At 70.7% G+C, this 24,724-nt stretch carries 28 protein-coding genes and 3 pseudogenes; 5 read left to right on the plus strand and 26 right to left on the minus strand.

The features are described 5' to 3' along the window. Positions 1-3 precede the first annotated feature (3 nt). The 16 genes from AB0P03_RS13995 to AB0P03_RS14070 all read right to left on the minus strand — a co-directional run bounded on the left by AB0P03_RS13995 (position 4) and on the right by AB0P03_RS14070 (position 14,047). Positions 4-837, minus strand: coding sequence for a hypothetical protein (locus AB0P03_RS13995; RefSeq protein WP_363629012.1), 834 nt, complete (start codon positions 835-837; stop codon positions 4-6). Continuing rightward, positions 837-4,631 (minus strand): hypothetical protein, encoded by a 3,795-nt coding sequence (locus tag AB0P03_RS14000; RefSeq protein ID WP_363629014.1) that lies wholly within the window; start codon positions 4,629-4,631, stop codon positions 837-839. Before AB0P03_RS14000 ends, AB0P03_RS13995 begins: the two co-directional genes overlap by 1 nt. After that, entirely contained in the window at positions 4,624-4,887 is a 264-nt protein-coding gene (locus AB0P03_RS14005) for a hypothetical protein (RefSeq protein WP_363629016.1), read from the minus strand. Before AB0P03_RS14005 ends, AB0P03_RS14000 begins: the two co-directional genes overlap by 8 nt. Positions 4,888-4,892: 5 nt before the next feature. After that, positions 4,893-5,486: a hypothetical protein gene (locus tag AB0P03_RS14010; RefSeq protein WP_363629018.1), complete on the minus strand. Its 594-nt coding sequence runs from the start codon at positions 5,484-5,486 to the stop codon at positions 4,893-4,895. 90 nt (positions 5,487-5,576) lie between these two features. Continuing rightward, positions 5,577-5,699 (minus strand): hypothetical protein, encoded by a 123-nt coding sequence (locus AB0P03_RS14015; RefSeq protein WP_363629020.1) that lies wholly within the window; start codon positions 5,697-5,699, stop codon positions 5,577-5,579. A gap of 846 nt (positions 5,700-6,545) precedes the next feature. After that, the gene (locus AB0P03_RS14020) at positions 6,546-7,115 is read right to left on the minus strand and encodes a hypothetical protein (protein ID WP_363629022.1); all 570 of its coding nucleotides are present in this window, start codon (positions 7,113-7,115) and stop codon (positions 6,546-6,548) included. 128 nt (positions 7,116-7,243) lie between these two features. Next, a complete protein-coding gene (locus tag AB0P03_RS14025; protein WP_363629024.1) occupies positions 7,244-7,672 on the minus strand; it encodes a hypothetical protein in 429 nt (142 codons plus the stop codon). Further along, complete coding sequence (locus tag AB0P03_RS14030) at positions 7,665-7,919, minus strand: hypothetical protein (protein ID WP_363629025.1); 255 nt, start codon at positions 7,917-7,919, stop codon at positions 7,665-7,667. The genes AB0P03_RS14025 and AB0P03_RS14030 overlap by 8 nt, the downstream gene beginning before the upstream one ends. A gap of 109 nt (positions 7,920-8,028) precedes the next feature. Continuing rightward, positions 8,029-8,499 carry a hypothetical protein gene (locus AB0P03_RS14035; protein WP_363629027.1) on the minus strand — a complete coding sequence of 157 codons (471 nt, stop codon included), beginning with the start codon at positions 8,497-8,499 and terminating at the stop codon, positions 8,029-8,031. Beyond that, positions 8,499-8,840, minus strand: a complete 342-nt coding sequence (locus AB0P03_RS14040) for a hypothetical protein (protein ID WP_363629029.1) — start codon at positions 8,838-8,840, stop codon at positions 8,499-8,501. The genes AB0P03_RS14035 and AB0P03_RS14040 overlap by 1 nt, the downstream gene beginning before the upstream one ends. Next, the gene (locus AB0P03_RS14045) at positions 8,840-9,439 is read right to left on the minus strand and encodes a hypothetical protein (protein ID WP_363629030.1); all 600 of its coding nucleotides are present in this window, start codon (positions 9,437-9,439) and stop codon (positions 8,840-8,842) included. The genes AB0P03_RS14040 and AB0P03_RS14045 overlap by 1 nt, the downstream gene beginning before the upstream one ends. A gap of 238 nt (positions 9,440-9,677) precedes the next feature. Continuing rightward, complete coding sequence (locus AB0P03_RS14050; RefSeq protein ID WP_363629032.1) at positions 9,678-10,151, minus strand: hypothetical protein; 474 nt, start codon at positions 10,149-10,151, stop codon at positions 9,678-9,680. A gap of 60 nt (positions 10,152-10,211) precedes the next feature. Further along, positions 10,212-10,601: a hypothetical protein gene (locus tag AB0P03_RS14055; protein WP_363629034.1), complete on the minus strand. Its 390-nt coding sequence runs from the start codon at positions 10,599-10,601 to the stop codon at positions 10,212-10,214. Between the two features lie 12 nt (positions 10,602-10,613). Beyond that, positions 10,614-12,434 carry a glycoside hydrolase family 15 protein gene (locus AB0P03_RS14060; RefSeq protein WP_363629035.1) on the minus strand — a complete coding sequence of 607 codons (1,821 nt, stop codon included), beginning with the start codon at positions 12,432-12,434 and terminating at the stop codon, positions 10,614-10,616. A 244-nt stretch (positions 12,435-12,678) separates the two neighbouring features. Then, positions 12,679-13,842: a ThiF family adenylyltransferase gene (locus tag AB0P03_RS14065; protein ID WP_363629036.1), complete on the minus strand. Its 1,164-nt coding sequence runs from the start codon at positions 13,840-13,842 to the stop codon at positions 12,679-12,681. Between the two features lie 82 nt (positions 13,843-13,924). Beyond that, positions 13,925-14,047: a hypothetical protein gene (locus AB0P03_RS14070; protein WP_363629038.1), complete on the minus strand. Its 123-nt coding sequence runs from the start codon at positions 14,045-14,047 to the stop codon at positions 13,925-13,927. 268 nt (positions 14,048-14,315) lie between these two features. Here AB0P03_RS14070 and AB0P03_RS14075 point away from each other — a divergent pair. Together AB0P03_RS14075 and AB0P03_RS14080 are read left to right on the plus strand one after the other, a co-directional pair. Next, positions 14,316-14,594 (plus strand): annotated as a pseudogene (locus AB0P03_RS14075) (M14 family zinc carboxypeptidase); the annotation flags it as partial. A 21-nt stretch (positions 14,595-14,615) separates the two neighbouring features. Beyond that, a complete protein-coding gene (locus AB0P03_RS14080; protein WP_363629159.1) occupies positions 14,616-15,545 on the plus strand; it encodes a hypothetical protein in 930 nt (309 codons plus the stop codon). Positions 15,546-15,607: 62 nt separating this feature from the next. Here AB0P03_RS14080 and AB0P03_RS14085 read toward each other — a convergent pair whose 3' ends face one another. The 8 genes from AB0P03_RS14085 to AB0P03_RS14120 form a co-directional block, all read right to left on the minus strand. Next, positions 15,608-16,162: a LuxR C-terminal-related transcriptional regulator gene (locus AB0P03_RS14085; protein WP_363629040.1), complete on the minus strand. Its 555-nt coding sequence runs from the start codon at positions 16,160-16,162 to the stop codon at positions 15,608-15,610. Between the two features lie 48 nt (positions 16,163-16,210). After that, positions 16,211-16,591, minus strand: coding sequence for a hypothetical protein (locus AB0P03_RS14090; protein ID WP_363629042.1), 381 nt, complete (start codon positions 16,589-16,591; stop codon positions 16,211-16,213). Positions 16,592-16,836: 245 nt separating this feature from the next. Then, the gene (locus tag AB0P03_RS14095) at positions 16,837-17,337 is read right to left on the minus strand and encodes a hypothetical protein (protein WP_363629044.1); all 501 of its coding nucleotides are present in this window, start codon (positions 17,335-17,337) and stop codon (positions 16,837-16,839) included. Positions 17,338-17,349: 12 nt separating this feature from the next. After that, complete coding sequence (locus tag AB0P03_RS14100) at positions 17,350-17,820, minus strand: hypothetical protein (protein ID WP_363629045.1); 471 nt, start codon at positions 17,818-17,820, stop codon at positions 17,350-17,352. Beyond that, positions 17,817-18,413: an ATP-binding protein gene (locus tag AB0P03_RS14105; RefSeq protein ID WP_363629046.1), complete on the minus strand. Its 597-nt coding sequence runs from the start codon at positions 18,411-18,413 to the stop codon at positions 17,817-17,819. Before AB0P03_RS14105 ends, AB0P03_RS14100 begins: the two co-directional genes overlap by 4 nt. Positions 18,414-18,524: 111 nt before the next feature. Then, positions 18,525-18,989 (minus strand): recombinase family protein, encoded by a 465-nt coding sequence (locus tag AB0P03_RS14110; protein WP_363629047.1) that lies wholly within the window; start codon positions 18,987-18,989, stop codon positions 18,525-18,527. Positions 18,990-19,103: 114 nt separating this feature from the next. Next, complete coding sequence (locus tag AB0P03_RS14115) at positions 19,104-19,754, minus strand: HAD family phosphatase (RefSeq protein ID WP_363629049.1); 651 nt, start codon at positions 19,752-19,754, stop codon at positions 19,104-19,106. Between the two features lie 16 nt (positions 19,755-19,770). Continuing rightward, positions 19,771-20,979 carry a helix-turn-helix transcriptional regulator gene (locus AB0P03_RS14120; RefSeq protein ID WP_363629050.1) on the minus strand — a complete coding sequence of 403 codons (1,209 nt, stop codon included), beginning with the start codon at positions 20,977-20,979 and terminating at the stop codon, positions 19,771-19,773. Positions 20,980-21,233: 254 nt separating this feature from the next. On the opposite strand from AB0P03_RS14120, the pseudogene AB0P03_RS14125 reads away from it, so the two are divergent. Then, a pseudogene (locus AB0P03_RS14125) lies at positions 21,234-21,410 on the plus strand (DUF4158 domain-containing protein); the annotation flags it as partial. A 256-nt stretch (positions 21,411-21,666) separates the two neighbouring features. On the opposite strand, the gene AB0P03_RS14130 reads toward AB0P03_RS14125, so the two are convergent. Continuing rightward, the gene (locus tag AB0P03_RS14130) at positions 21,667-22,320 is read right to left on the minus strand and encodes a hypothetical protein (protein ID WP_363629051.1); all 654 of its coding nucleotides are present in this window, start codon (positions 22,318-22,320) and stop codon (positions 21,667-21,669) included. A gap of 256 nt (positions 22,321-22,576) precedes the next feature. Here AB0P03_RS14130 and AB0P03_RS14135 point away from each other — a divergent pair. Beyond that, positions 22,577-22,807: pseudogene (locus tag AB0P03_RS14135) on the plus strand (Tn3 family transposase); the annotation flags it as partial. Positions 22,808-22,982: 175 nt separating this feature from the next. Here the strand turns inward: AB0P03_RS14135 and AB0P03_RS14140 are convergent. Next, the gene (locus AB0P03_RS14140) at positions 22,983-23,354 is read right to left on the minus strand and encodes a hypothetical protein (protein WP_363629053.1); all 372 of its coding nucleotides are present in this window, start codon (positions 23,352-23,354) and stop codon (positions 22,983-22,985) included. 111 nt (positions 23,355-23,465) lie between these two features. Between AB0P03_RS14140 and AB0P03_RS14145 the strand changes: the two genes are divergently transcribed. Further along, entirely contained in the window at positions 23,466-24,587 is a 1,122-nt protein-coding gene (locus AB0P03_RS14145; protein WP_363629157.1) for an IS630 family transposase, read from the plus strand. Positions 24,588-24,724 lie beyond the last annotated feature (137 nt).

Genomic DNA, 24,724 nt, shown 5'->3' on the forward strand with positions numbered 1-24,724 from the left:
CGGTCAGGTCAGGTAGGCGCGGCGGCCGGTGACGGCGAGCTGGGTGTTGACGCCGGTGTTGGTGCCGGCCAGCCGCACGCTCGGGGGGCTGCCTGGTCGGCCGGGGGCCAGACGAAGGACCGCGGGCCCGGTGAGGGTCAGCCGCCCGGGGTCGGGGACGAGGCCGCCGCTGCCGGTCAACTGCCAGGTGGCGGCGTCCACGGTGAGGGCTTGCCCGGCCGGGATCTGCCCGGTGTAGGTGAAGGAATCGCCGTCGCGGCCGGTGCCGTCGGTGGTGTCGGTGACGGTCGGGGCGGTGATCGGCCCGGTGATCAGGTAGGCGAGCTGTTCCATGGGCGCGGTGGCGTCGGCAAACGCGGTCAGTGCCAGGTCCTGAGGCACGGCCGCGCCCGCGGTGCTGGTCTGAGTGCTGGTGTCGGCGGACACCCAGTACCCGGCGGGCACGGTGACCTCAAGGCTGATGCGCATGCCGCTCTGGCCCAGCGGCGTCGGGGTGAGCGCAGAAAGCACTTCACCCTCGCAGCGCCGGACCTGGCCGGCGGCGGTGCGCCGCTCGAAGGTGAGCAGCCGGTGCGGGCGGGCGACCATGCGCAGCAGGTCCTCCCACGCCGCTTCGACGTCCTGCCAGCCACCAGACTGCGGGGCCAGCCACAGGGCGAGGGTGAACTTGCCGGGGCCGAAGTGCTTGGGCCGCCACAGCTCCCCGATGCGGTTGGGCACGGTGGCGTTGGCGCCGACCACGACCGGGGTGGCGGTCAGCCCAGCGCGGTACTCGACGTCGCGCACCAGGCCGTCGGTGAGGTCGTAGCCGTCCACCAGCCAGCGTTCGCGGGCCATCAGGCGCTCTCCTTGTCGAACAGGCCGAAGCTCGCGAGGGCCCGCAGCCGGTTGTTGACGGTCTCGCCCGGCGTCTCGGGCAGCGGGTTGGTGATGTACTGCACGATCGCACCGGGCGAGATGACGGTGCCGATGCGCTCGCCCTGGCCGCCGTCGGCGATCTGGCCGCGGGCGGCGTTGATCGCGCTGACGGCCGATCCGCCGCCGAGGCCTCGTACGGCCTGCGGGGTGAGGACGCCTTCACCGGGGCTGAGCCGGGCCAGGGTGGAGTCCTGGCCGGGCGCGTAGCCGGGCACGACGCCGCCGGTGGCGTAGCCGCGCACGAAGTTGAGGACCCCGTCGACGGCCTTGTTGACCATGCCTCGCAGCACTCCGCCCCACGCGGTGTCGGGCATCCAGTTGAACCAGGCCCGCACCGGGTTGAGTGCCTTGCCGAGGGCGCCGACGGCCCAGCCGCGCAGTTGGTCGACCGCGCCGTCGACGAGGCCGCCGAGGGAGAAGCCCTGCACGGGCGCGCCGCCGTCGGCGAGACGGCCGGCGCGGGCGGCGTCGTTGAGGGCGGTGATACCGCCTTCTCCGCCGAGCTGGCGCACGGCCTGCGGCACGAGCACGCCTTCCCCGGGGGAGAGCATGGCCGGGACGGTGTCACGCCCGGGCGCGTAGCCGGGCACGACGCCGCCTCGGGCGAACCCGACGGTGAACGAGGGCAGCTTGCTCAGGCCGAAGGAGTCGGCGATCCAGTTCCAGGCCTTCCGGAGCCCGCCGTCGTACACGGTGTTGACCATGAAGCGGATCGGTGTCGCGAAAATCCCCGACAGTTTGCCCCAGGACCAGCTCACGAACGAGACCATGTTGTCGACCACGTAGCGGACACCGTCGGCGAGGCCGCTGAACGCCCCGTTGACGACGCTGCGGAACCACTCGGACTTCTGGTAGGCCGTGACCAGCCCCAGCACCAAGGCGGCGACGGCAGCGACGATCAACATGACCGGGTTGGCGGACAGCAACACCAGGGCTCCTCGTACAGCGCCGATCGCGTTGGCGACGAACATGATGCCGCCCGCGACGCCGGCTATCGTCAGCAGCGCCGACACGAAGGCGCCCATGCCGGGGATCGACAACAGCACCTGCACGGCCGAGGCGACGGCCTGGATGACGAACAGGAACCCACTCAAGGTGTTGCCGAGGCCGCCGAGCTGAGCGGCGATGCCGGCGATCGAGGTGAGCAGCCCAACGAGCTGGCCCCACAGCTGGCCGTTGCCCAGCGCTCCGGCCAACTCGACTACTGCTGGCAGGACTTCGGTGCGCAGCCGGGCGATGAGCGGCGCGAGTGTCGGGTTGTTGGTGAAGTTGAACCAGGCGACGCCGAGGGCTACGACCAGCCGACCGATCTCCTGGAGGACGGGGACGGTGTTGGCGAAGTACCCGGCGAGCTTGGCCTGCGTCTCCCCTTCGCCCGTGAGCGTGCGGAAGGACGTCGCAGCGGCCGACAGCGAGTTGAGGAGCTGCTGTCCGGCGGGGACGGCGGCGCGCCCGATGTTCAGGACACCGAGGCCGATGTCCCGCAGGATGCCCCACAGCTGCGCCCCGGTGTCCCCCGCGCGCTGGAAGAACCCTTCGAGCTGGCCGCCGTCGCGGCGGGCCTGGATGAACGCGGCCGCCAGAGCCATCCCGCGCTCGGTGCCACGAGCCAGCCGCTCCAGCAGCGGCGCGGCGGCGACCGTGATGTTGCGCAGGCCGTCAGCCGCGCTCAGACCGGCGTTCGCCAGCGAGCCGATGACCCTGGTGTTGGTCGAGGCGACCTGGGCCAGGTCCGCGCGCCACGGCCCGGACGTGGCCATCTCCGCGCCGCGCTCGGCGGCCTGGCCGAGTACCTGCCCGGTCTCGCCGATCGCCCCGTTGAAGATCGGCAGCAGGGTCAGGCCCCGGCTGATCGCCTTCTCCAGCGGCGGCAGCAGCGCCTCCTGCGCGGTGTTCCGCAGCCCGCGCAGGGCCGGCTGCACCGTGCCGGAGATGAACTGGGCGAAGCGCCGCCCCGCTGGGGAGAGCGCGTCGAGCGCCTGCTCGGCGGCACTGGCGGCCCCGGCGGCGGAGTTCAGCGCCTGGGACTGATCCCGCACCGCGCGGGCGACGTCCCGCTGCGCGTCCGCTACTTGCTCGGCGGAACGTTTCTGCTGGCGCTCCGCTTCACGAACGGACTTGTCGAGGTCGTTGTGCGCGTCCTGGACCTCGCGTACCGCCTGGACGCGGGCACGGGCGGCCTGCTGCTCCGCGTCCTGGACGCCCCGGACCGCGTCCTGCTCGGCTTCCTGGGCGCGGGCGAGCTGCTCCTTCGCGGAGGTGACCTGGTCACTGCCCTCGACGCCCTGCTGGTTGGCCTTCTTGACGTCCTCGGCGAGCCGCTTGTTGCGGGTCCGGACGTCCTCGAGCTGGTTGACCGCCTCCTGGTAGGAGATCTGCGCTTCGCGCCGGTCCGTCTCCGACGAGAACGGGGAGACGTCGACCTGGTTGAGCCGGGAACGGGCCTGCTCCAGGGAGAGCAGCGCTTTCTGCTCCTCCAGCGGCCCGCGGGCGGCGTCCCGGTTCAGGTCCTCCAGGGTCCGGGCAGCCTGCTGCCGGGCGTCGTTCAGCGCCTGCTGCGCCTGCGCGGCGGCCTGGTGCGCGCGGGTGACCGTGAGCTCCGCCGCCGCCAGCTGCCGGTCGGCGGTGGCGACCTGCGCCGCCGCCTGCTCCTGGACGTCGGCCAGCCGGCGCCGGGACTGCGCGACCTGCTCGGCGCCACGAAGCGCCTGCTCGTCGCTGTCGCGCTGCGCGGAGCCGAGGCGGCGCTGCGCGTCCGCCACCCGGTCTGCGGCAGCCTGCCGGGCCTGCGCGGAGGCGGACGACGCCCCGGCGGACTGCTTGTCCGCCTGGCCGAGCGCCTTGACGGCGGCGCCGATGCCGGAGAACGCGGCCAACAAGGTTCCCGCGCCCTGGACGGCGGCGCCCGCCGCCCCGGGAAGGGCGCCGAGCAGCCCGACCGCGGGCGCGGCGGCCGCGCCCATCGCGAACAGCCCGGCGGCGACCTGGGTGAGGGCCTGGCCGAGGGCGAGCGCCCCGGAGGCCATCGCGGGCAGGCGGGCCAGACCGGCGACGGTGGAGCCGAAGCCTTCAGCGGCTTGGAGCAGCCCCCCGCCCTCGCCCTCGCCGCCGGCGGAGGCACGAGCGTTGAGCGGGACGTCGACCGGCCGGGACGCCAGCGTGCGAAACTCCGCGAGGCGGGTGGTCGCGGCGGCGGTGTCGACGTCGACCCGGACGCGCACCGACAGGCCGGCCAGCGCCTCCTTGACCCGAGCGCGCAACCCGGCCGTCTCGACGTCGAGGTCGACCTTGACAGTGGCGGCGGCGGCCTCGACGGCGGCCCGGACACGCTGCCGCAGCCCGCCGGTGTCCAGGCCGACACCGACGCGCACGTACGCGGCACGGGCGGTCGCCGCCCGCACCTTCTCCGCCAGACCGGACGTGTCGGCATCGACCGCGACCTTGATGCGGGCACGGACGGCCCGCGTAGCCGCCTGGACGCGCTGGCGCAGCCCGGCGGTGTCGATGTCGAACGTGACCTTGATGCGGGCGCGGGTGGCCTGTGCAGCGGCTTCGACGCGCTCACGCAGACCGGAAGCGTCCGGATCGAGCCGGATCTTGGCCCGCAGGTTGCGCACCGCCGTGTCGACGCGGGCCTTCGCGTCCGCCGCGAACCCCGACGAGTCGGCGACAACCTCGACAACGAGACGGCCGGAGTCGATCTCCTCAGCCACGGCCGGCCGCCTTCCCGCTGCGGCGCAGCACGGCGACCGCACGGGCCATGCCCTGCTCGTCCCGCTCGCGCGCGCGGCCAGCGCTCAGGTAGGCCGGGCGCGGCAGCTCGACCGGCCGGCGCAGGCGGTGCTCCGCCGCCAGCACCGACACCAGCTCAACCAGCTGCGCCAGCAGCTCCTGTGTCAGGCCCCAGCGATCCGCACCGACCTCCGCCTCGTCCCGGCGCAGCAGGGCGTCGGCAGGCAGCCCCCGCATCAGGGTCAGGAGGCGTCGGGTGCCGACGAATTGAGGGTCACCGGGCCGTCGCCAGACGCCTCGGACGTCGAGCTGGTAGTACCGCTGAAAGTCGGCCTCGAGGTCGTCCCAGCGCTCGAAGGCGTCTCGGACGGCCCGATGAGTTCCCCCAGGCCGCCACCGCCCGCCAGGTACTTGGTCCAGGCGTAGCGCACCAGCTCCAGGATGTCGGAGTGGCTGGGGCGCTGGGCCATCAGCCGGGCGAAGCCGTCCTCGCCCAGCAGTCGGCGGCCCATCTCGGCGGCGGCCGCGATCAGGTCGGACGGCAGGCTCGGCTCCGAGCCAAGCACGTCCACGATCAGGTTGGCGGCCTGCGTCTGCTGCTCACCCTGTGCCTGAGCGGCCTCCACCAGCGAACGCAGCAGCAGCGGCAGGTACGGGATGCCGATCAGCGGCTGCCACACCTCCAACGGCAGCTCCGCCGGAAGAACGGCCACCTCGGTGCCGCCGAGGATCACCGGCTCCTCCCCGACGGTGTACTCGGCCTGCGCGGCGCCCGCCCTCTCGGCGGCGGCGGTCAGCCGGCGCCGGCGGGCGGCGTCCAGGTCGATCCCGGCCATGTCGGCTCCTCGGTCAGTCGGCAACGGAACGCCGCAGACCGTAGAAGCCGAAAGCACTTAGCGTCGCGCCGGGCGCGCGACCTCTTGACGCTAAGTGCGGTGGATCAGCCACGTCACGAGTGCGCCGCCGGTCGCGTACGCCGCCCCGCGCAGAGCTTGGAACAAGGCGGCCCGGCCGAGCCGGCGGATCGTTCGGAGCTGCTTTTGGGCCATGTACGTGTCCTTCCTCGTAGGGAAGAACCACGGTGGACGCCCGATCCAACTCGCCGGACGAGCAAGAACATCGGCAACCGCGTCGGACTGCGACTTGCTAACGTTAGAGGCGGTGGAACACAGTTGAACGGTTGTGAACGGTGGTGGGGGCGGCCGTGGGACGTGCCGGACGACTTAAACGGCCAGACCTTCCCGATGGGCCGCACAAGGAGCTGAACGACTGGCTCCATGACCTACACCGGCGCGCGCACTCGCCGTCCATCGGAGTGATGACGAACGCGCTGGCGGCCCGTAGTGTGCCCGACGCGAGCAGGACCACGATCTACAACGCTTTCAGCCACCCTCGTCTGCCGATGGCCAGCCTTGTAGACGCCCTTGTGGTCGAGCTTCTCAGCCGGATCAAGGGCCTATCGCAAGACCAGAGCGAGTCCACTGCACTGACCCTCAGCCAGCTGTGGATCCAGGCCGATGACGAAGACCGAGCGAAGCCTCCCAGCTCAACTACGCCTACGCCAACGAACACCCGACCATCCCTCTGGGGCGACTTGCCTGGCCTCGAGCAGAGATGGGCCGCCCCTTCGCCATCAGCACCGCTCGCGGGTAGGGGGTCATCTCTGTTCGATGACCTCCCCCTGCCTGGCTTCGAGAGTCCGACGGCGCACCTAGACGTGGCCCAGCCACCAAAGCCACCCCCCGTATGAACACGGCGATGCCCCGGCCAGGGGGGTAGCCGGGGCATCGCTGGGTCGGGCTGCCCCAGGGGGGGAGGGCCGCCCGACGTGATCCACAGTAGGCGCAGGGGCCACCTATGGGCACAGGCCCAATGTTGCTACTTCCAGGGGAAGTTCACGCCGCCGCCGGAGCGAAGCCGGGGTCGTCAGTCAGGTCGTACCACGGGTCGCCGACGGCCCCGCCGATCACCTTCAGCTCCAGCGGCAACGTGGACTCGGAGTCGTTGGGGAACTTCTGGTTCACCGACGCGACCTGCTCGCACAGCGGCACCAGCCGGCGGTAGTGCTTCGAGCCGTCGATCAGCTCCACCGCCGCCTCGAACTGCTTGCGACCGCCCACCTTGGGCGGGCTGTACCGGTAGAACGTCTTGCCGCTCTGGGTGGTCGAGGTGACCTCGCCACCGCCGTACACCGCGACGATGTTGCGAGCGTTCCACTCCTGAAGCTCGACCTTGACCGTCGCCGCGTCCTCGGTCTGAATCGTCCGAGCCGCGTACCGCAACTGGTGGCTCTTGATGTCCTCGAACTTGGGGTCGGTGTTCCACTCCAACGAACCCGGCTTGAACAGCCCGACCTCCGTCCACCCGGTCGGCATCGCCGCCACCGGGTCCGTGGGCGCGATCGTACCTGGCGGCGCCAGGTACAGCCGGGCCATCTGGGCAACGAACAGGCTCTCCGTGGGCACGGTCGATCCTCCTCAAGGGACGCGCCAGGGACGTGCCGGACCGTAGGCCCCGCCGGGCGGTAGCGTCGCGCCGTCCCCGCCCCTCACCGCGCATGAGGCTGTCGCGCAACTCGCACAATCCCCCGGCCTCACCCGGCAGCGGGGTGCGCGGTGAACGCGACTACGCCCACGTACCGGCCCTGCCCGGTCGGCTCCGGCAGCCACCCGCCCGCCGACAACGCCCGCACTGCGGTCACCACCGGCCTCCCCGGCTTCCCCTCCTGCGCGGCCAGCTCGTGCAGGGCCTTGACCGCGGTGGTGAACGCCAGGCGCAGCACCGGGCGCGGTGTGGAGCGGTCGAGGTCGCCGAGCGCTTCGACCTGGAGGTGAAAGGTGGCGGTCCAACGCCACCCCGGGGCGGAGCCACCAGGCACCTGGGTGATGCGGATACGCGGGTAGGGCGGAGCGTTGCGGGCCCCCACCCGGCCGGGGCCTCCCAGGACACCGGTCAGCTCGTCGTGTTGGGACAGCCAGGTGACGGCAAGCTCCTCGGCGTCCAGGGAGGCCAGGTCACGCACTCGCCTGGCCCTCGGCGGCCTTGTTGGCCGGCGCCTTCGACAGGGCCGGCTTGCGCTCGACCGCGGGCGCGAGGGCCTTGGCGACGGCCTCGGCGTCGGATGGGTCCACACCGGCCACGTACCCGGCGCTGATCAGTTGCCGGGCCTCATCGTGCGGCACCTCGATCTCGTCGCCGGGCAGCAGTGGCTTCCCCTGCCGGTCGAGGTGGTGGGCGAGGATGATCCTGACGGTGTCGGTGTGTGCCATGACGGGTCCTTCGGACGGGAATGGGGTGACCGGCCGAAGGAAAGCAGTCTGGACCTCTACCGTCCCGCCGGGCCAGACCGCGGGCAGGCCCGGCGCCTGGGGCTTGCGGTCACCGGTGCCGGTTGGCGACCTGCGAGGTGGCGCCGCTCATGAAGTGCGTGCCCTCGCCGTGCGCGAACTCCGCCTCGGCTGCCCTCGGGAAGTCGCACGTCACCTCAGCGCGGGTTCGCTCGCCGTCGATGGCGGCCTTGCCTGCCGAGATGGTCGCGGCGACCGCTTCCGGGTCCTCGGTGACCGTGCACCGGCAGCCGGCTGTCTCCTCGGCCGAACCGTCCGGGTCGCGGGGCCCGACGAGGAAGGCGTCGCCGACCTTGAACGGCACCGGGGCGGGCACAGTCTGCCCATCGGCGGCCTGATGGGTGGGCCGTGCCTGACCGTCCTCCTGGATGTGCCAGGTCTTCGCCGCCGGAGCTCGTCGCCGGGCCTCCTCCGCGACCTCTTCGGCCAGGCTCTGTGTGTGCCGCAGCATCAGCGGGGCCAGAAGCTGGGCGATGTCGGCGGGCAGGTCGAGGTGCGCCATCAGGGGTGCCCTTCGGGCCGGGTACCGTTCGAGGTACGGGCTCGGGCCCTCACCCGCACGTACGCCAGGGTCGGATGGCTGGCGCTGGTCACCTCGTCGGCAGCAAGCACCGTCCACTCGGTGCCGGTGGCCGGCTCGGCTACGACGTCGCCGACCAGCAGAGTGCCTGCCTGCCCGTCCAGGGCCAGGTGCCACGTGCCGTCGGTCTGCGGCGCGGCCCGCCCGGGCCACGGTCCCCGCAGCGGACCGAGCGGCCCGGTCATCTCCGCGCCGTGCACGTCCAGGACGGGTGTTCCCCGGGTGCGGACGCCGAGTTGCCGGTCGGCGAGCAGAACAGCCATCACAGCCCGCCCGTGCCGTAGCCACCCTGGATGGTGAGCCCGGGAGGGTTCGGCCTGATCGGCACCTGGTAGATGCGGCGGCCACGCAGCCGCCACCGGTCGGTGGTGTCAAGGTCCGGCGGCGCGAGCAGCACCGGCGGCTCGGCCGCGGTGTCGTAGGTGACCGACTGGCCCTCGACGGAGGCGGAGGCGATACGGCGCTGCCGCACGGGTGCGTCCGCGAGCAGCGGGTGATGGCAGGCCGTCGCCCTGACCCACAGGCGCAGCGGGGCTGTCTGCGGGTCGGCGCGGGCGTCGATGCCAGCGGTGTAGGTGATGGTGTAGGTCGGCGAGCCGAAGGGGCCCGACGGCGTGCCCGTGTCGAGGACGGCGGAGATCACCGCGATGAGGGGCGCGTGGTGGAGCACCCAGCCGTCGGTGCCAGCGTGGACGCCGCTCTCGGTGTACTGGACGGGCAGCAGCGGGCGGCCGAGGTGGGCGACGAGGGTGTCTTGGGCGTCCTCGATGGCGGTCTCAATGCGCTGCCGTACGCCGTCGTTGAGTGGGCTGAGAAAGCCGAGGCGGCGGGCGATCTCCTCGGCCGTGACGATCAGCTCCACCGTCGTCCTCCTGGTGTAGCTCGGTGGCGGGGGCCCGAAGGTAGGCGGAGGCGCCGTCTTGTGTCGTCCCGGGCCGCCGCACGATGGCGGCGGCCCTGCGCCGTGCTGCGAGTGCCAACACCTCCACTCACCCGTGTCCGACTGTCCCCGGCACTGGTAGGCGGCCTCATCCAATCCGCGAGCGCTCACCCGGATGAGCTGGAGGACCGGCCGGTTCTGTGCTGGTGGGCGCTTGAGGTCAGATCGGCAGACGGTAGTCGAAGTCTCGGTGCAGGTAGAGGCGTTCCTGGAACGTGTCCGCCCACACCTCCACGAGAATCAGGCCGTGGTCGGAGACTTCGGGCAGAGGCACGACCTTGACGCTCTTCACCGCGGGGAGCAGCACCCGGGGGAATCGAAGGAAGTCGATCCGTTGAGGCGGGCCCTGTCGAAGGTTGACCTCGGGGTACATGCTGGCGGTCGGTTCGAGGGCGTCGTCTTGGCTGAGGTGGGTGGCGGCGTACAGGGCGACGTCGTCGATACCAGCCCGGGTGAGGATCTGGTCGGGTTCGGTGTCGTCGTGGACGCCGTCGCGTGTGCGGTGCTCTTGATGGGTGCGGTCGAGCGTGTTCGGCCAGTCCGGACCCGGGGTCTTCTCCTGGGCGGTGGCGCTCTTCGAGTTAAAGTCGCCTGCGGCGATCAGGACTTGATTTTGGTTCTGCCAGGTCGTCATGATCCGGGCCTCGACCGTGCGAACCTCCGGAGAGTGGTAGCAGAGGTGCACTGAGGCGAGCTAGATGGTGGTCAGCGCCTCGCCGTACCGCACGGTCACCGCGGCCGGCGACTGCCACCAGCTCCTGGTCTGCGGCCACTCGCCGACTACCCGGAAGGCGTCCTGGTTGACGAAGACCGCCGGCGGGTTGCTCGGGTCCGAGGGTGCCTGCGGGGCCTGTGGGGCGATGAAGCTCCGCATCCCCAACATGCGCTCGGCTTCGAACCGGAGGAACCCTCCTCGCTGCTCAGAGAAGCTCGTCTCCTGTCGGAACAGCGCGGCGAAAGGGTACTTGGACAGTTCTTCATGGGCGGCGTAGAAGCGGTCGAAGTTGCCGCCGCCGCGACCGTCCGGCGTGAACCCGTCCTTCTCGAGGTTGAAGGTGCCGAACAAGATTGTGGGCCTGGCCATTTGGTGTCCTTCTCAGTGGGATTGGCAAGCCGGGGCGGCGACGGCGAGGACGGCGCGGATCACGCCGTCGTGGGACAGGCCTTGCGGGTAGTTTCCGAGGTGGATTCCCTGGGCGGGGTCGTACTGCTCGGCGAGGAGGCCGAGGTCGCTGCGCACGGCCAGGAGGCGGTCGAGTAGTTCCCGGGCCTCGCCGTTCCTGCCGATGAGGGCGAGGGCTTCGACCATCCAGAACGCGGTGGCGAGGAACGCCCCTTCGTGGCCGGCCAGTCCGTCCACGTTGTCGGCGGCGTCGGCGTGGGTGGGGTAGCGCAAGAGCATGCCGCCACTGGTGGAGAGTTCGCGCTCCACTGCTTCGACGGTGCCGATCACCCGCTTGTCGTCCGGGGGAAGGAAGCCGACGCGGGCGATGTGTAGGAGGGATGCGTCCAGATTCTGGCTGCCGAAGTACTGGGTGAAGGTGTTGCGTTCAGCGTCGTAGCCCTGGGCGCACACCTCGGTGTGGATGGCCTCGGCGGTCGCCGCCAGGCGCAGCAGGGTTTCCTCGTCGGTGGCACCGTGGCGGGACAGCACGCGGACTGCCCGGTCCAGGGCGACCCAGGCCCAGACCAGGGAGGAGACGTAGCGGCGGCGGGTGCCCCGGCTCTCCCACATTCCGTCGTCGGGTTGCTCCCACAGCGCCTCGACGTTGAGGGCGATGGCGAGCAGCAGGCGGTCGGCGTCGGGGCAGGGCGGGATGCCTGCGTCGTCGATCTGCTGGAGCAGGTCTGCGAGTTCGCCGTACACGTCGAGCTGGTGTTGTCCGGCGGCGGCGTTGCCGATCCGCACCGGCGTGGAGCCGCGGTAGCCCCTGAGGTGGGGCAGGGTTTCCTCGGCGGGGACGGGCTCGCCGTTGAGGCCGTACAGGGGTGTGGGGCCGTCCGGGCCGACGTGGGTGGTCAGCCAGTCCCGGTAGGCGGTGGCCTCTTCGGTGTACCCCAGGGACAGGAGGGACTGCATGATCCAGGCGGTGTCGCGTGGCCAGGTGTAGCGGTAGTCCCAGTTGCGTACCCCGCCGATGGGTGCGGGCAGTGAGGTCGTCGGGGCCGCGACCGTCGCGCCGCCGGCGTCGCACAGGCCCTTGAGGGTGAGCGCCGACCGGACGACGGCGTCCCGGTGCTGGCCCTGGTAGGTGCAGGCGGACGCCCACTCGGTCCAGTACCGCTTCGTTGCCTCCAGTGCGGTGCTGTCCGTCATCGGGGTGGGCGCCGGGGCGCCGGTGCGCGTCCACGTCAGGGCGAAGACGACGCTCTGTCCGGAGCGCAGCGGCATGTCGCACGAGGCGGTACCGCCGAGGTTGACGTTGTGGCTCGGGCCGTCCAGCCAGTAGGTGTCGCTGCCGGCTGTCACGCGCAGCCTGGAGGTGCCGTAGTCCACCTGGTGTATCCCGGGGGTCAGGGAGCCGTAGCCGGGGCGGGGGCGGAACTCGGAGCCGAGGCGGACCATGCCGCTGCGGCAGGTGGCGATGCGCACGATCGTCGGCGGCGCGTACCCGGTGGCGTCCGGGCTGGGCAGGAAGTCGACCACCTCCAGCACGCCGCTGCCGGTGTCCCAGACCTGTTCGACGGCAAGGGTGTCGCCGACGTAGCGGCGCTGGCTCACGGGCGGCGTGTTGGTGTATGTCGCCGGGCCGACTCGCCAGAATCCGGCCGCAGGGGTGCCGAGGAGGCTGGCGAAGACCGCGGCGGAGTCGAAGCCCGGCAGGCACAGCCACGTCATCGTGCCGTCGGACCGGGTGAGGGCGGCGGTGCGGGTGTTGCTGAGGAAGGCGTGCTCCTCGATGAGCGGATCGGGCATGGTGGAACTCCTGTGGCGCGGTTGGGTGGTGGGAGTGCGGCCCTAACCCGGACGGCCGCCATGGGTGGTGCGTGATGTGCGGATGCGCAGGAGCGCGGTGTTCTCGCCCCGGAGCGCTCGGCGATCGACGGCGGGCCGCCGTCGGGTAGGGAGAGAGCCGGCCATGGAGTCGGCCGTCCGGGAACTCATCGGACGGCGGGCGGTAGGCGTGCTGTCCTCCAGGCCCGGACGGTGCTGCTGTGGGTCAGCGGACGGCAGGGATCTTCCGCGAGTCGGCCTGTGTGGCGTTCGGGTGGTACGGGGCGCAGGAAGGGCAGTCGGGGGTGCGGGGGTGGGTGACGGGGCCCAGCGGCTGGTCGGCGGGGGCGATGAGGCTGTGCCGCTGGATGGTGCCTGCCGGGTTCGTACTGCGGGTGCCAGTGAGGTGGGTGAGCGCGGCGTGGGCGGCGTAGGAGCCCGCCAGGAGTGCGCTGGTGGAGATGACGGGGTTGCCGAGGGGGCGGGGCAGGGCGGCGGCCAGGACGTCGCCGTGGACGCCGGGCAGTCCGTAGGCGGTGGCGTCGGCGTGGCGCACGCACTCCCAGCACGGGCCGTCGCCGGTGCCGGGCGTGTACAGCGCGGTGCTGATGACGGGGCCGTGGTAGCCGGGGTCGATCCAGGCCCGGGAGGTGGCGAGGGCGGCGCGGTTGGCAGTCAGGCACAGGCCGTCGGGTTCGTCGGCGGCGAGGATCAGCAGGTCGCACCGGCGCATCAGGCGCGTGAACTGCACCTGGCGGGTGATCTGTTCGGGCAGCAGGACGAGGTCGAGGTCGGGGTGGCGTTCCAGCAGTCGTTCGCGGGCGGCGTCGACTTTGTGTCGGCCGAGGTCGGCGCGGGTGTAGAGGAGCTGCCGGTTGAGGTTGGAGTCCTCGACGCGGTCGTGGTCGGCCAGGATCAGGCGGCCGACTCCGGCGGCGGCCAGCGCGGCCGCGGCGGTGGAGCCGACGCCACCGATGCCGACGACGGTCACCGCGCAGCGCGCGAGGGCTTGTTGGATGTCCGCGCCGGTTCGGCGGGGGTTGCGGTCGACCATCTCCCAGTACTGGATACCGCGCCGGTGGAGTCGGACGGTGCCGGCGTTCAGGCGGGCGGCCGGGCCGGGTGGGGTGGCGTCCTGCACGTGCCCGGCGCGGATCAGGTCGAGGAGCAGCAGTCGCACCTGGGCGGCCGGGACGTCCGGGCGCTCGGCGGTGATCGCGTGAACTGCCTGGTCTGCCGTCAGGGTGCCGTCCAGGAGCTGGAGGAGGCGCCAGCGCCAGCCGTAGAGGTCGGGCAGGATGCTCGCGAGGCCGGGTAGCGAGCCGATCTGGATCCGGCCGTCCGGCCGGATCGTGGGCTGGTGCTCGGCGCGCAGTCGCAGGTGGCTCACTGGGGTTCCTCGAGTCGAGGGCGGACCGGGGGCAGGGCGGGCCTGGCACGCTGCCGGGCCCGCCACGGATGGTGCCGGTGGGCTACTGGCCGGAGACGGTGCAGCCCAGCAGCTCGTGGGCGGCGGCCGGGCGCAGCCCGCTGTCCTGCGGCTGCTCGGTGTCCTGCGGGTCGGTGGCCGGGGCGGCGGCGAGGGGGGCGTCCATGAAGGTCCTCCTGGCGGTATCGAAAAGGATGGTGGCGAATTCGCCGACACCTATGAAAGCATTCATCAACTCCCCCCGGAAGAGTTTTCCAGGGATTTAACAGATCACTTTCAATGCCCATTTTCGGGCAGCGCTTAATTCCGGCCCAGGATTATCCTGGACCGGTTTCGAGAAGGGGTTTTTAGCGGTGGCTGATTTCCTTTCCGGTCTGGACGAGCGGCTGGCCGGCTATGCGGAGCTGGTGCCGGCCGCGGAGCTGGTGCCTTCGGTGGAAGAGCTCACACGGCGGCTTCGCGGCATCGCCCGGCGCGAGGCAGGGTTGTGCCGGATGCGGCGTATCGGCACGTCACGTGGGGGTCGGGCGCTGGAGGTGCTGTCGGTCGGGGCGGGGAGGCGGTCCGTGCTGGTGGTCGGCGGACCGCACTCGAACGAACCGGTGGGGTATGCGACCGTCGCGTTCCTGGCCGAGCTGGTAACCGCACGGCCGGAGCTGCGCGACGGTGTTGCCTGGAATTTCCTGCCATGCGTGGACCCCGACGGAGCAGCGCTGAATTCCGAGTGGACGAGCATGCCGCTCGACCTCCACACTGAACACCGCTACTTCTACCGTCCGGCGCTGGCGGAGCAGCCGGAATGGACATTTCCCATTCCCTGGCGGGGCGGGGTCCACCGGTTCGGACTGCCGGAGCAGCAGGCGCTGGCCGACCTGGTGGACGAACTGGAGCCGGCCGCTGTCGTGAGCCTGCACAACGCCGAGTTCGGCTCCCCGTTCTTCGTCGCGAGCCGGGCCGTGCCGGGCCTGGCCGCCCACCTGGCCGCCATCGCCGGACGGCACGGCCTGCCCGTTGGCGACGCCGCGCCGTCGGACGTCGTCGGCTGGCCGGTGCTCGGCCCCGGGGTCTACCGGATGCCGCCGATCGAGGAGTTGACGGTCCGCGACCACGGGCAGCAGGCTCCGGCCTACGGCGAGCACCTGGCCCACCATGCCGCCCGGCACGGCACGCTGACCCTGCTGCCGGAGGTTCCGCGCTGGCACGCCGCTACCCGGTTCGAGGACTCCCCCGCGGTGGCGCTCGCCGTCCTGGCCGAGGCCCTGACGGGTGAGGCCGCCGAGGTGCAGCGGCTGCTGGGGCAGGCCGGCCACCCTGGCGACGTGTTCGCGCGGGCGGCCGCTGATACCGCCGCCGTCGCCGACGCCGTCACCCGCTCCTGGCAGCAGCGCGCCCAGGACGACACCCCGGTTCCGGGCACCGAACTCGCCGAGGCGCACTACGCGCGGGTCATGCTGACACTGCGCTCGGCGGGGATGGCACTGCGCTCCGTGTGTGAGGAGCCGCCCGGCAAGGCCGTCCGGAGCACCCGCGCGCGCCTGGAGAGGCTGCTGTTCGAGCGGGCGCGGCAGTGTGAGCACCAGCTGCGCGCGAGTCCGGTGGGACTGCGGCGCCTGGTGGCGGTGCAGGCCTGCGCCGCGTTGGCGGCCGCCGTTCTCGCTCGGTAGGCCGCAGGCCGGGCGCGGGCGGCCATCAGCCTTCGGCTGCGGCACGCGCGGCAGGGCGTGGTTCACGATGCGCCCCCGGCAGCGCAGAACGGGCAGGGCGGGGTGGTGGCGTCCAGGACCGCAGGCACCACCCCGTGGAGCCGGTAGACCGCCGCCGGGTTCCACTCAGTACGCATCCGGGCGCGGACGGCCGCCAAGTGGTTGGCGACCGTGTTCTGCGAGATCTTCTTGCGGCGGGCGATCCGCTCTCGGGTGCCGCCGTGTGCCAGAGCCTGGAACGAGGCGAGCGCGGTGACGGAGATCGCCGTCTTCAGCACGCCCCGGGGCGGGACCAGCAGTCCCGTCCGGCACGCGATGTCGGTGATCTGCGGCAGCGTGGCCGCCCCGAGCTTCTTCCCCAGCGTGCTGATGTGGGTCCGGACGGCGTAGTCGGACGCACCGGTGCGCTCGATGATCTGCACGACGTTCAAGTCTGCGGCCAGCAGCGCCATCACCTCGCCCTCTTCTTCCGTGAGGTCGGCGTAGTGCCCGCACCGGCGGACCCGGGGCTCCTGCACCACCGGAAGCCGGCGCTCGGGGGCACGCACCGAAGGAGGCGTCTGGTCGTTGTCGGTCATCGCACGGTCCTCGGGAACGGGTCGGCGGTCGAGGGGGACTGGGTGGCGTCAGACGACGGGCAGGATGGGGCCCATCAAGGAGGTGAGGACCCGCTGCTGCATGTCATAGAGCTGGTCGTGCAACTGCAGGACGAGCCGTTCGTCGGTGATCTCCCGGGCCTGGGGGCTCGGCCGGGTCTCGGCCCGCTCCGGCTGCGCGGCGGCGGGCCGCGACCGGCGCGGTGGGCGCGTGGGCGCGTGGTGGCGCAGCCGGAGCCGGTTGAACCCGTTGCGGTCGGGAATCCCGTACCACTCGCACAGCTCGGTGACCGTCGCGCCCAGATAATAGGAGCGCAGGATGTCCGACGCCCGGTCCGTCCAGCCGGTGCCGTCCTGGTGCCCGAGCGGGTCGGCCGCATTCTCCGCCGGCCCGCGGGAGCTGGATCGCATCGTGGTTCCTTCCGGTCTGCGGTTGCCGCAGGGCTTCGTCGTTGGTCTTGCTTGGAGATCGAAGCCGACCGTCCCCAGGGGGCGCAGCGCGACCGCCGGAGCGTGCGCCCAGCCTGGGAACGGTCAGCTTGCGGATCGGCTGCGGGGACAGCCGATCCGCCCCGGTCCGGCCGTTCAAGGGGGGATGAACGACCGGGCCGGGTGCCCGTCGCGGCCTCAGAGCCGCCTTCGGCCGCGACGGGAGTTCAGTGGTCGGTGCGCCGCAGTCGGTCGCGGGCGTGCCGCAGGGCCACGGCCAGGTCGCCCAGGTCGGTCGGCCTGCGCTCGCCGTCCGGGAGCACGAGCCAGCTCCTCCCGGAGACCCGCTGCATGCCGGGCGCCGGCATCGGGACCGTGTCGGGTGGATCACCGTCCGCGGGCCGGCCGATCAGCTCAGTACGCGGCATGTCCCACTGCGCGGCGGCCCGGGTCGTGACCAGGAATTCGACGCACTGGCCGGTGCGGTTGTGCAGCACCGGGCCGACCGGCCTGTCGGCCAGACGCAGGCCCTTCAAGACGGTCATGCCGAGCTGCTCGCCGTTGACGCGCAGGACGTTGAACAGCTCGCCGGTTTCGATGTCGGCGAGCTGGCCTGCCCGCCATCGGTCGACGGCCAGTTCCGGCAACCGGTTGGCGGCGGCCAGCCAGGTCGCTCCCTGGTTGAAGTTGGGGCTCTGCCGGACCCGGCCCCGTCTCGTGTAGACCACGGAGTTCTCCCGTCAGACCGCGACCAGGGTGCGGGCGGACGGCCCCGCCCCGGCGTCGACGGTCTCGGCGGCAGCCACGATGTAGACGACGTCGCCGTGGTTGACGGTGATGGCGTGGGACCGGCTCGCAGCGAGATCGTCGTAGGCCCTGGCCTCGGCGGCCGGGCTGCGCAACCACAGCCCGGGCGTGCTGTCCTCGGGAAGGTCGAGTTCGCCCACCAGCGCCTCGACTCGCGCGCGCAGCACCTTGACCGCCAGTCGGACGCCGTGGGCGCCGCCGCTCCAGATCCGCATCGGCTGGCCGGAGGTGTAGTAGGCGGTGACGGTGCACCAGAACGGTGCGGCTGGTCTCCAGGGCCGTTCGCGGGTGAAGACGCTCAGGGCGGTGGGACGTTCCGCCTCGGTCCGGGTGGGCGCCGACCGGGGTGTGGGGGGCGTTCGGCGGCGAGCCTTGATCGAGAGGCGTCTGAGCAGCGTTCTCATGCGACGCTCCTGAGCAGGGGGCGCGGCAGCACACGGTTGCGACTGACCCCAGTGCTGACCGGCCAAAGCCGCGAGCGCTGAGTCTCACCGGCGAGGATGTCCGTGCGCGCGCCGCTGGCGGCCGCCGAAGTAACGGCTTCCTCAGCGGTCTCGTTGTCGGCGACGGTGGCGGCGATCTCGAACCAGACAATCTTGGCCCGGGGCGGGGCTTCCGGATCCGGAGGCACATCGTGCCACCCAATCTTGTCCATGTACTTCTCGACGAGGAGCAGGCCTCGCCCTCCGGTCACTTCGGTCCCGGCGTTCACGAGGCGGGGCAGTTCCGGTGCCGGGTCAGCCACCCAGATGCGTAGCGTCCCGTCGTCGTGGAGTTGAGCACCGTAGCTGATCCGAAGGGTGTCGTCCTCCGCCTCTCCGCCACAGCCGTAGGCGATGGCGTTGCCGAGGAGTTCGGTGAGGCAGAGCTGCACGTCGGCTGCTATGGCGTCTTCGAGGACGACGCCGAGGTTGTTCAGGTCCCGGATGATCTGCCGCCGGGCCGACCTGACCTCCTCAAATCTCGCAGCGACCACGCGAGTATTAGTCGTGCGCATGACAGTTCCTCCGCGACGGGATGGTGCACGAGCAGTAGAGACTGGATTCCTGAAGTTGCCGAGTTGGGGAGCCGACTTCGTCATCAGCCGATGCGCCGGCGCCTGGAGCCCTCAGCGCCCGCTAGCGCCTTCACCCGAGCCACGTCCCCGCATGCCGTCGCCCGAGACGTGAGCCCTTCCCCGCGGCGCTGCCGGGCTCGAACGGGGCCCACCGCTGTAGAGCGGCTGACCCGGGGTGTCCAGCGCACCCGCGACCAGAAACCACCCGCGGTCGGCCAGGATCGCCGTCAGCCGGTCCCACTCCTCAACGCTGCCTGCCACCATCGACCGTGTCCAGGTCACGATGCCCTTCACCGTGCCACGCGACAGCGCGTCGGAGAGGTCAAGCCAACCGGATCGGTCGTTGAGGTCGGCGAGCGGCCCGGTGTCGGTGAACGTCTCCGCGACAACCCACTCCCGAGCATCCGCGTACTGGCGACACGGGTCCGCGAGAGCACCACCCGCGTCCCCATTGGCGGTTGCGATGTACAGCGCTACCGGGACTCGGCCCGGTGAGCGAGGTGTGTCCGAAGGCATGCGACCACTGTCGCGGAACTGCGACGGTCGGTGAACCTGCGCCCTGTACGACTTCCGGAAGCCGTACAGGGCGGTACTCGCATGGCGCGTACGAGTTCTTCGATTCGTCGTCAACTAGACGCCGGTGGTTGCCTCGTCCGGTGTCATAGCACTGGACCGAGGCGCCTCCAGCTCCAGAAGGCGCGCGACCCTCGAGGCCGTCTCCGGGCCGTCCGCGTGGACCGTGGCGATGCCAAGCAACTCGGCCGGCGGGAGGTTCCTACGGTGGTCGTCCACGAAGATGCACTCGGAGCCGGCCAGGCCCATGCGGTCGAGCGTGCGCTGGTAGATCGCCGGTTCCGGCTTGGCTATCCCCTCATCGCCACTGATCACCCGCACGTCGAACAGATCCCACACCCCGGTCTCCACGTAGGGGTTGTACGGGGCGAGGCCGTAGGAGTTCGACAACAGCGCCACCACGATCCCGGCGTCCCTGGCGGCACGGGCGAGTTCGACCATGGCGGGAACCGCGCGGACCTTCGCGTGCGCGCGCCCCATCAGATTGTCGGGCTCCACGCCCATGATCGCCGCCGTGCCCCGGTTCCACTCCTCCTGGGACATCCGACCGAGCTCCAGCTCCACGTACAGCGCACGGCCGACTGGATCGTCCTCCAGGGTGCTGCGCCAGGTGTCAGCGGGCAGGCCCTCCCGGGCGCACCACGCCCGGGACGACTGGCCGATGGGAGTGGTCATCACTCCCGCGAAGTCGAGGATCAGGCCGCGCAACGTGTTCTCCCGAGGGTCAGGCGAGTCGGACAGTCGGAGAGGTCCCGAGGATCTGGGACAACTTCCGCAGCCGGCTGGTGCTGGCTTGGCCGGCCTTCTGGATGATGACACCTGGGATGGCCTGGTGGCGCGACCACTCGGGGTGGGCGGAGCACACCTCGAGCAGGGTGTCGACGGAGGTGTCCCACTGGCGGGCGTCGCACTGCGCGAGCGCGACGTCGAGCATCATGCGGTTGTGGGCAGCCTGGGTGAGGCCGGTGGGGTCGAATCGTCCCGCGATCTCAAGGGCACGCCCTGCGTTGCCGAGCGCCACGTTGACGCCCACGGCTTGGGCGGCGGCGTAGGCGGGTCCGAACTGCATCCCGTTGCTGTAGACGTCGCGGCCCAGCCGGGCGGCCACGGCGTGGGACTGGGACATCAGATCAGCGGCGCGCGCGGAGTCGCCGAGGCGGGAGGCTGCTACGGCGGCGAAGGTGATGTTCTTGCCGTAGGCGGCGAGGAGCCCGGAGCCCTGCTCCGAGAACGTCGGCTCGTACCGCGCGGCCGCGGCCTCCGCTTCGTGTAGCGCCTGCTCCACCCGGTTATCGCGCAGGAGGACCCTCGCGCGGGCGGACCCGAGCATCGAGACCCGGACCGGGTCAGCGGCAAGTTCCGAGTACCGCATGGCGTGGCCGATGGCCGCGTACGCGAGGTCCCGCGCGCCGAGGAAGTTGGCGATCAGCCCGCACGCGCGGTAGGCGTCGGAAAGCAGAGCGCTCACGGCGGCTTCCTGGCCTGCCGGAGCATGCTTGGCGTAGAGGGCGACCGATCGCAGGAATGGAGCTGCCAGCACTCCGGCGTCCGTGTACGCGCCCCGCCAGTAGACCCGCCAGAGGCGCGACGCGGCTTCGGCGAGGTCGGCCGGGCCGGGGGCGGCGTCTTCGGAGGGGTCGAAAAGGATGCCGGCCGCCGTGTCATGGACGGCGCGGGACAGGTCGCGCAGCATCGCCCGGTCGTTCGGGCTCATGCCCCTACGGGGTGCTTGCTGCCCGAGGATCACCGACACGTCGGTGTGCAGGCCCTCGGCGATCCTCAGCAGGGTCGGGAGGGAGACGTTCCCGCCTTGCTCGAGCTTCCGCAGGGTGTGCAGCGAGACTCCGCTTGCGTTGGCGACATCCTCTTGCGTTCTCTTGCCGCGGAGCATCTTGACCCGCTCGCCTGTCGTGAACTCCGGCCACTGGCTCATACCGCCCACCCCTCCTCTGGTATCTCCTCGGACCGTACCTGCCCCCGACCACTGATGAACCGGGTTCACCACGAGAAGGTCCTACCCGCAAGGCGCATTGACGATCCGCCACCGATCCGCTTGCACGGTCTTGAGTAGCAGCGGTACAGCGGTTAGCGCTAAGCCTCCCGTGCAGGTCAGCCGCAGGAAGTACTTGATCGCGGTTCGGTAAACCGCCCTCCTGGCGCGTAGTTGCCTGCGTACGGTCAGTGGCCGTGCCCGTTGAGTTCTTAACTGATGATCAGGCCGCGTCCTACGGCACCTTCAAGGATGTGCCGACCCGCCCTGAGCTGGAGCGTTTCTTCTTCCTCGATGACGAGGACCGCCTGCTGATCGCGAAACGGCGGGGGGACCACAACCGCCTCGGCTTCGCTCTGCAGATCTGCACTGTCCCACTCGCCCAGCAGCGTCGTCCGCACCCTCACCGCCCAGCTCGCCGAGCTCAAGCAGCGGCACCGCGCCGAAGTCCAGGCCCTGCGGCAAGCCCTCGAAGCCGCGCATAGCGAGAACCTAGAACTGCGACGACGCCTCGGTCCCCGGTCTCACACGGAGCGCGTAATGGGCGAGCTGGGGGAATTGCATAACGGCTTCGAGGAGGAGTTCCGATCCTAGCCGGGAAGGGAGGAGGCACCTTTGACCTCTGATCGTTCATTGATCAGAGGATGGTGGACTGATCTCAGGTGGGGTGCTGCTGGCCGCTGGGAACACTCGACTAGCGACATCCTCGGGAGCCGGAGACAAGCCGAGTATCTCCATCGCGGTGATGGACCTGAGGCGATCCCTGAGTGCGGCGTCATCAATCCGGTCGATCAGAGCAAGCACCTCCTCACGCGTGTGATCCTGGAGCAGTTCCTTGGCAACTCGATCAGCCTCAGCGGTCAAGCGCCGTTGTGATCGTTTTGACTGCAGCGCAAGGGCTCCACCACAAGTCCCGATGAGCACGCCCCCGAGACTAGTCATCAGGGCCGCCGAGGGGCCGGCGGACGGGCCGTGACGTATCAGAGCCAGGACACCACCGCAAAGCAGGATGGTTGCTCCAGCGGCCATAAAGATCAAGCTGAGCAGGGAAAAGCGCGACGCCTCCTTGAGCGCCAGGGCCCGGACCTCAGCAAGGAACACCTGGCGCGGATCTTCACGTGTAGGTGGTGGTGGAGCCGCATGGAACGCGCCCGATCCCAGCTGAACGATTCGGTTGTTGTCGCCAGTAAGGACGAGGCCGCCCGCGTGCTGCCGGATGTCGATGCCGAGCCGTCGCTCGTTGTCCGATTGCTCAGTAACCACATCGTCCTGATCCTCTGACATGAGAGCCCCTCGTAGGTCAGGCCAGCCACTTGGCGAGGTCATTCGCACCAACCGTAGCGACAAGCGGTGGCGGGGGAGGCTGCACGTCCCAAGTTCATCGCATCAGCGTTGGCGACTACCGCTACGACCTTGCTGTGGAGGCGGAGGCACACCCAGAAGAGAATGACTGACCGTCACCAGGGTTCCGTTGCCGGACGCGACCGCAAGCGATCGACCTGCACAAACGTCATGCATCTCTTATTTCACCCCGGATACGCTGTGGAACACCCGCTACTTGGACGCCGCGGTCGAGCAGCTGCGGGCGCTGCCCGCCGAAGCGCGCGAGCACGACGTCCTGGACGAAGACGTCGCCCGCCTCTCGCCCCTCAAGGCCGGGCATCTGAACGTCCTGGGCCGGTACGCCTTCGCCCCCTCCCAGCCCGAGGGCGCCCTGCGCCCGCTGCGTGACCCGGACGCGGTGGACGACGACGACCAGGACGACGAGTAGCCCCGGCGGCCCCACCGAGAGGAACGGGCGGGCCGGCGCGTCGTTGAGCTGGTGCGCTGGCCCGGGCCCGGCCAGCCGCCCGGCATCCGAGCCGGGCTTCCTGCGGCCCGGCTCGTTGACCAGCACGGGGCGGGCCGTTGCCGCCCGCCCCGTGCCCGTCCGGCTGGTGTGCTGCTTACTGCAAGCCGAGCAGGAGGCTGCCGGCGGTGGTCTCCCGCTGCGGGCGGTACAGGAATTCGCGGGCGCTCGCGGCGAGCCCGTGACGACTGACCATGTCCTCGCTGGGAGCATGGGCCCGGTCGAAGGCCTTGTTGGCGACGTGGGCGGGAGCGTCGCTGGTGGCCTGGACCAGGCGTGTGAACTTGTCCAGGTCCAGGTGCCCGCGCTTGTCGGTGTCCGCGAGAAGGAACAGCCAGCCCGAGACGGGCTCGATTGCACGGCCAGAGTCTTCTGCGCCCAAGAGACTCAGCGCCTTGACGAACTGCTCCTTGGACAGGGTGCTGTTGCCCTTGCCGAGGCGGTCGTCGCCAGCGAGGACGCGCTCCATGTTCTTGAAGAACGTTTGGTAGTGCTCTGACCGCATAGGTTCGCCGGGTTGGCGGTGGCACCGTCCGGACCGGTTGGATGTGGGGGACATCCGAGATTCGGGGGAGGCATGGTGGCGGAGCCGGTCAAGGTTCGGAGACTGACCGACCAGGAGGGCCAGCAGTTACAGCGGATTGTGCGGCGCGGCAGTACGAGTTCGGTGCGCTACCGGCGGGCGATGATGCTCCTGGCGTCGGCCGGCGGGAACCGCGTGCCGGTCATCGCCCAGCTGGTAGCGGCCGACGAGGACACGGTGCGCGATGTCATCCATCGCTTCAACGAGATCGGTCTGGCCTGCCTGGACCCTCGTTGGGCGGGAGGCCGTCCCCGCCTGCTCAGTCCTGACGACGAGGACTTCGTCATCCAGACGGCCACCACCCGCCCGGCCAAGCTCGGGCAGCCCTTCACCCGCTGGTCGATCCGCAAGCTCGCCGTCTACCTGCGCAAGGTCCACGGCCGGGTGATCCGCATCGGCCGTGAGGCCCTGCGCTGCCTGCTCGCCCGACGCGGCGTCACCTTCCAGCGCACCAAGACGTGGAAGGAGTCCACCGACCCCGACCGGGACGCCAAGCTCGACCGGATCGAGCACGTCCTGGAACGCTTCCCCGATCGCACGTTCGCGTTCGACGAGTTCGGCCCCCTCGGTATCCGCCCCATCGCAGGCTCCTGCTGGGCCAACGAGGGTCGGCCCGACCGCCTTCCGGCGACTTACCACCGCACCCACGGCGTGACCTACTTCCATGGCTGCTACTCGATAGGCGATGACACCTTGTGGGGCGTCAACCGCCGTCGCAAAGGCACCATCAACAGTCTCGCCGCGCTCCGATCGATCCGGGCTGCCCGCCCGGACGGTGCCCCGGTCTACGTGATCCTGGACAACCTGTCCGCCCACAACGGCAAGAAGATCCGCTGCTGGTCCCGCAACAACAACGTCCACCTGTGCTTCACCCCGACCAATGCCTCCTGGGCGAACCCGATCGAGGCGCATTTCGGACCGCTGCGGCAGTTCACGCTGGCGAACTCGAACCACCCCAACCACACCGTCCAGACCCGCGCGCTGCACGCATACCTCCGTTGGCGCAACGCCAACGCCCGCCACCCCGACGTCCTCACCGCCCAGCGCCGCGAACGTGCCCGCATCCGCAGCGAGAAGGGCATGCGCTGGGGCGGACGAGCACTGGCTACCGCTGCCTGACCAGCTGCCGCCGATACTTCCTCCATGGGAAGCAGCAGGAAGCCGTACTGGCACACGTTCGGGACTCCGAAGACCCTCGTCCTCTACCGCACGCCAGACCGGTGGCGGTTCGCCATCTACTTCGAAGCACCTGGCGG

The sequence above is a fragment of the Kitasatospora sp. NPDC088779 genome, assembly GCF_040685395.1.
In the GTDB taxonomy this organism is placed as follows: domain Bacteria; phylum Actinomycetota; class Actinomycetes; order Streptomycetales; family Streptomycetaceae; genus Kitasatospora.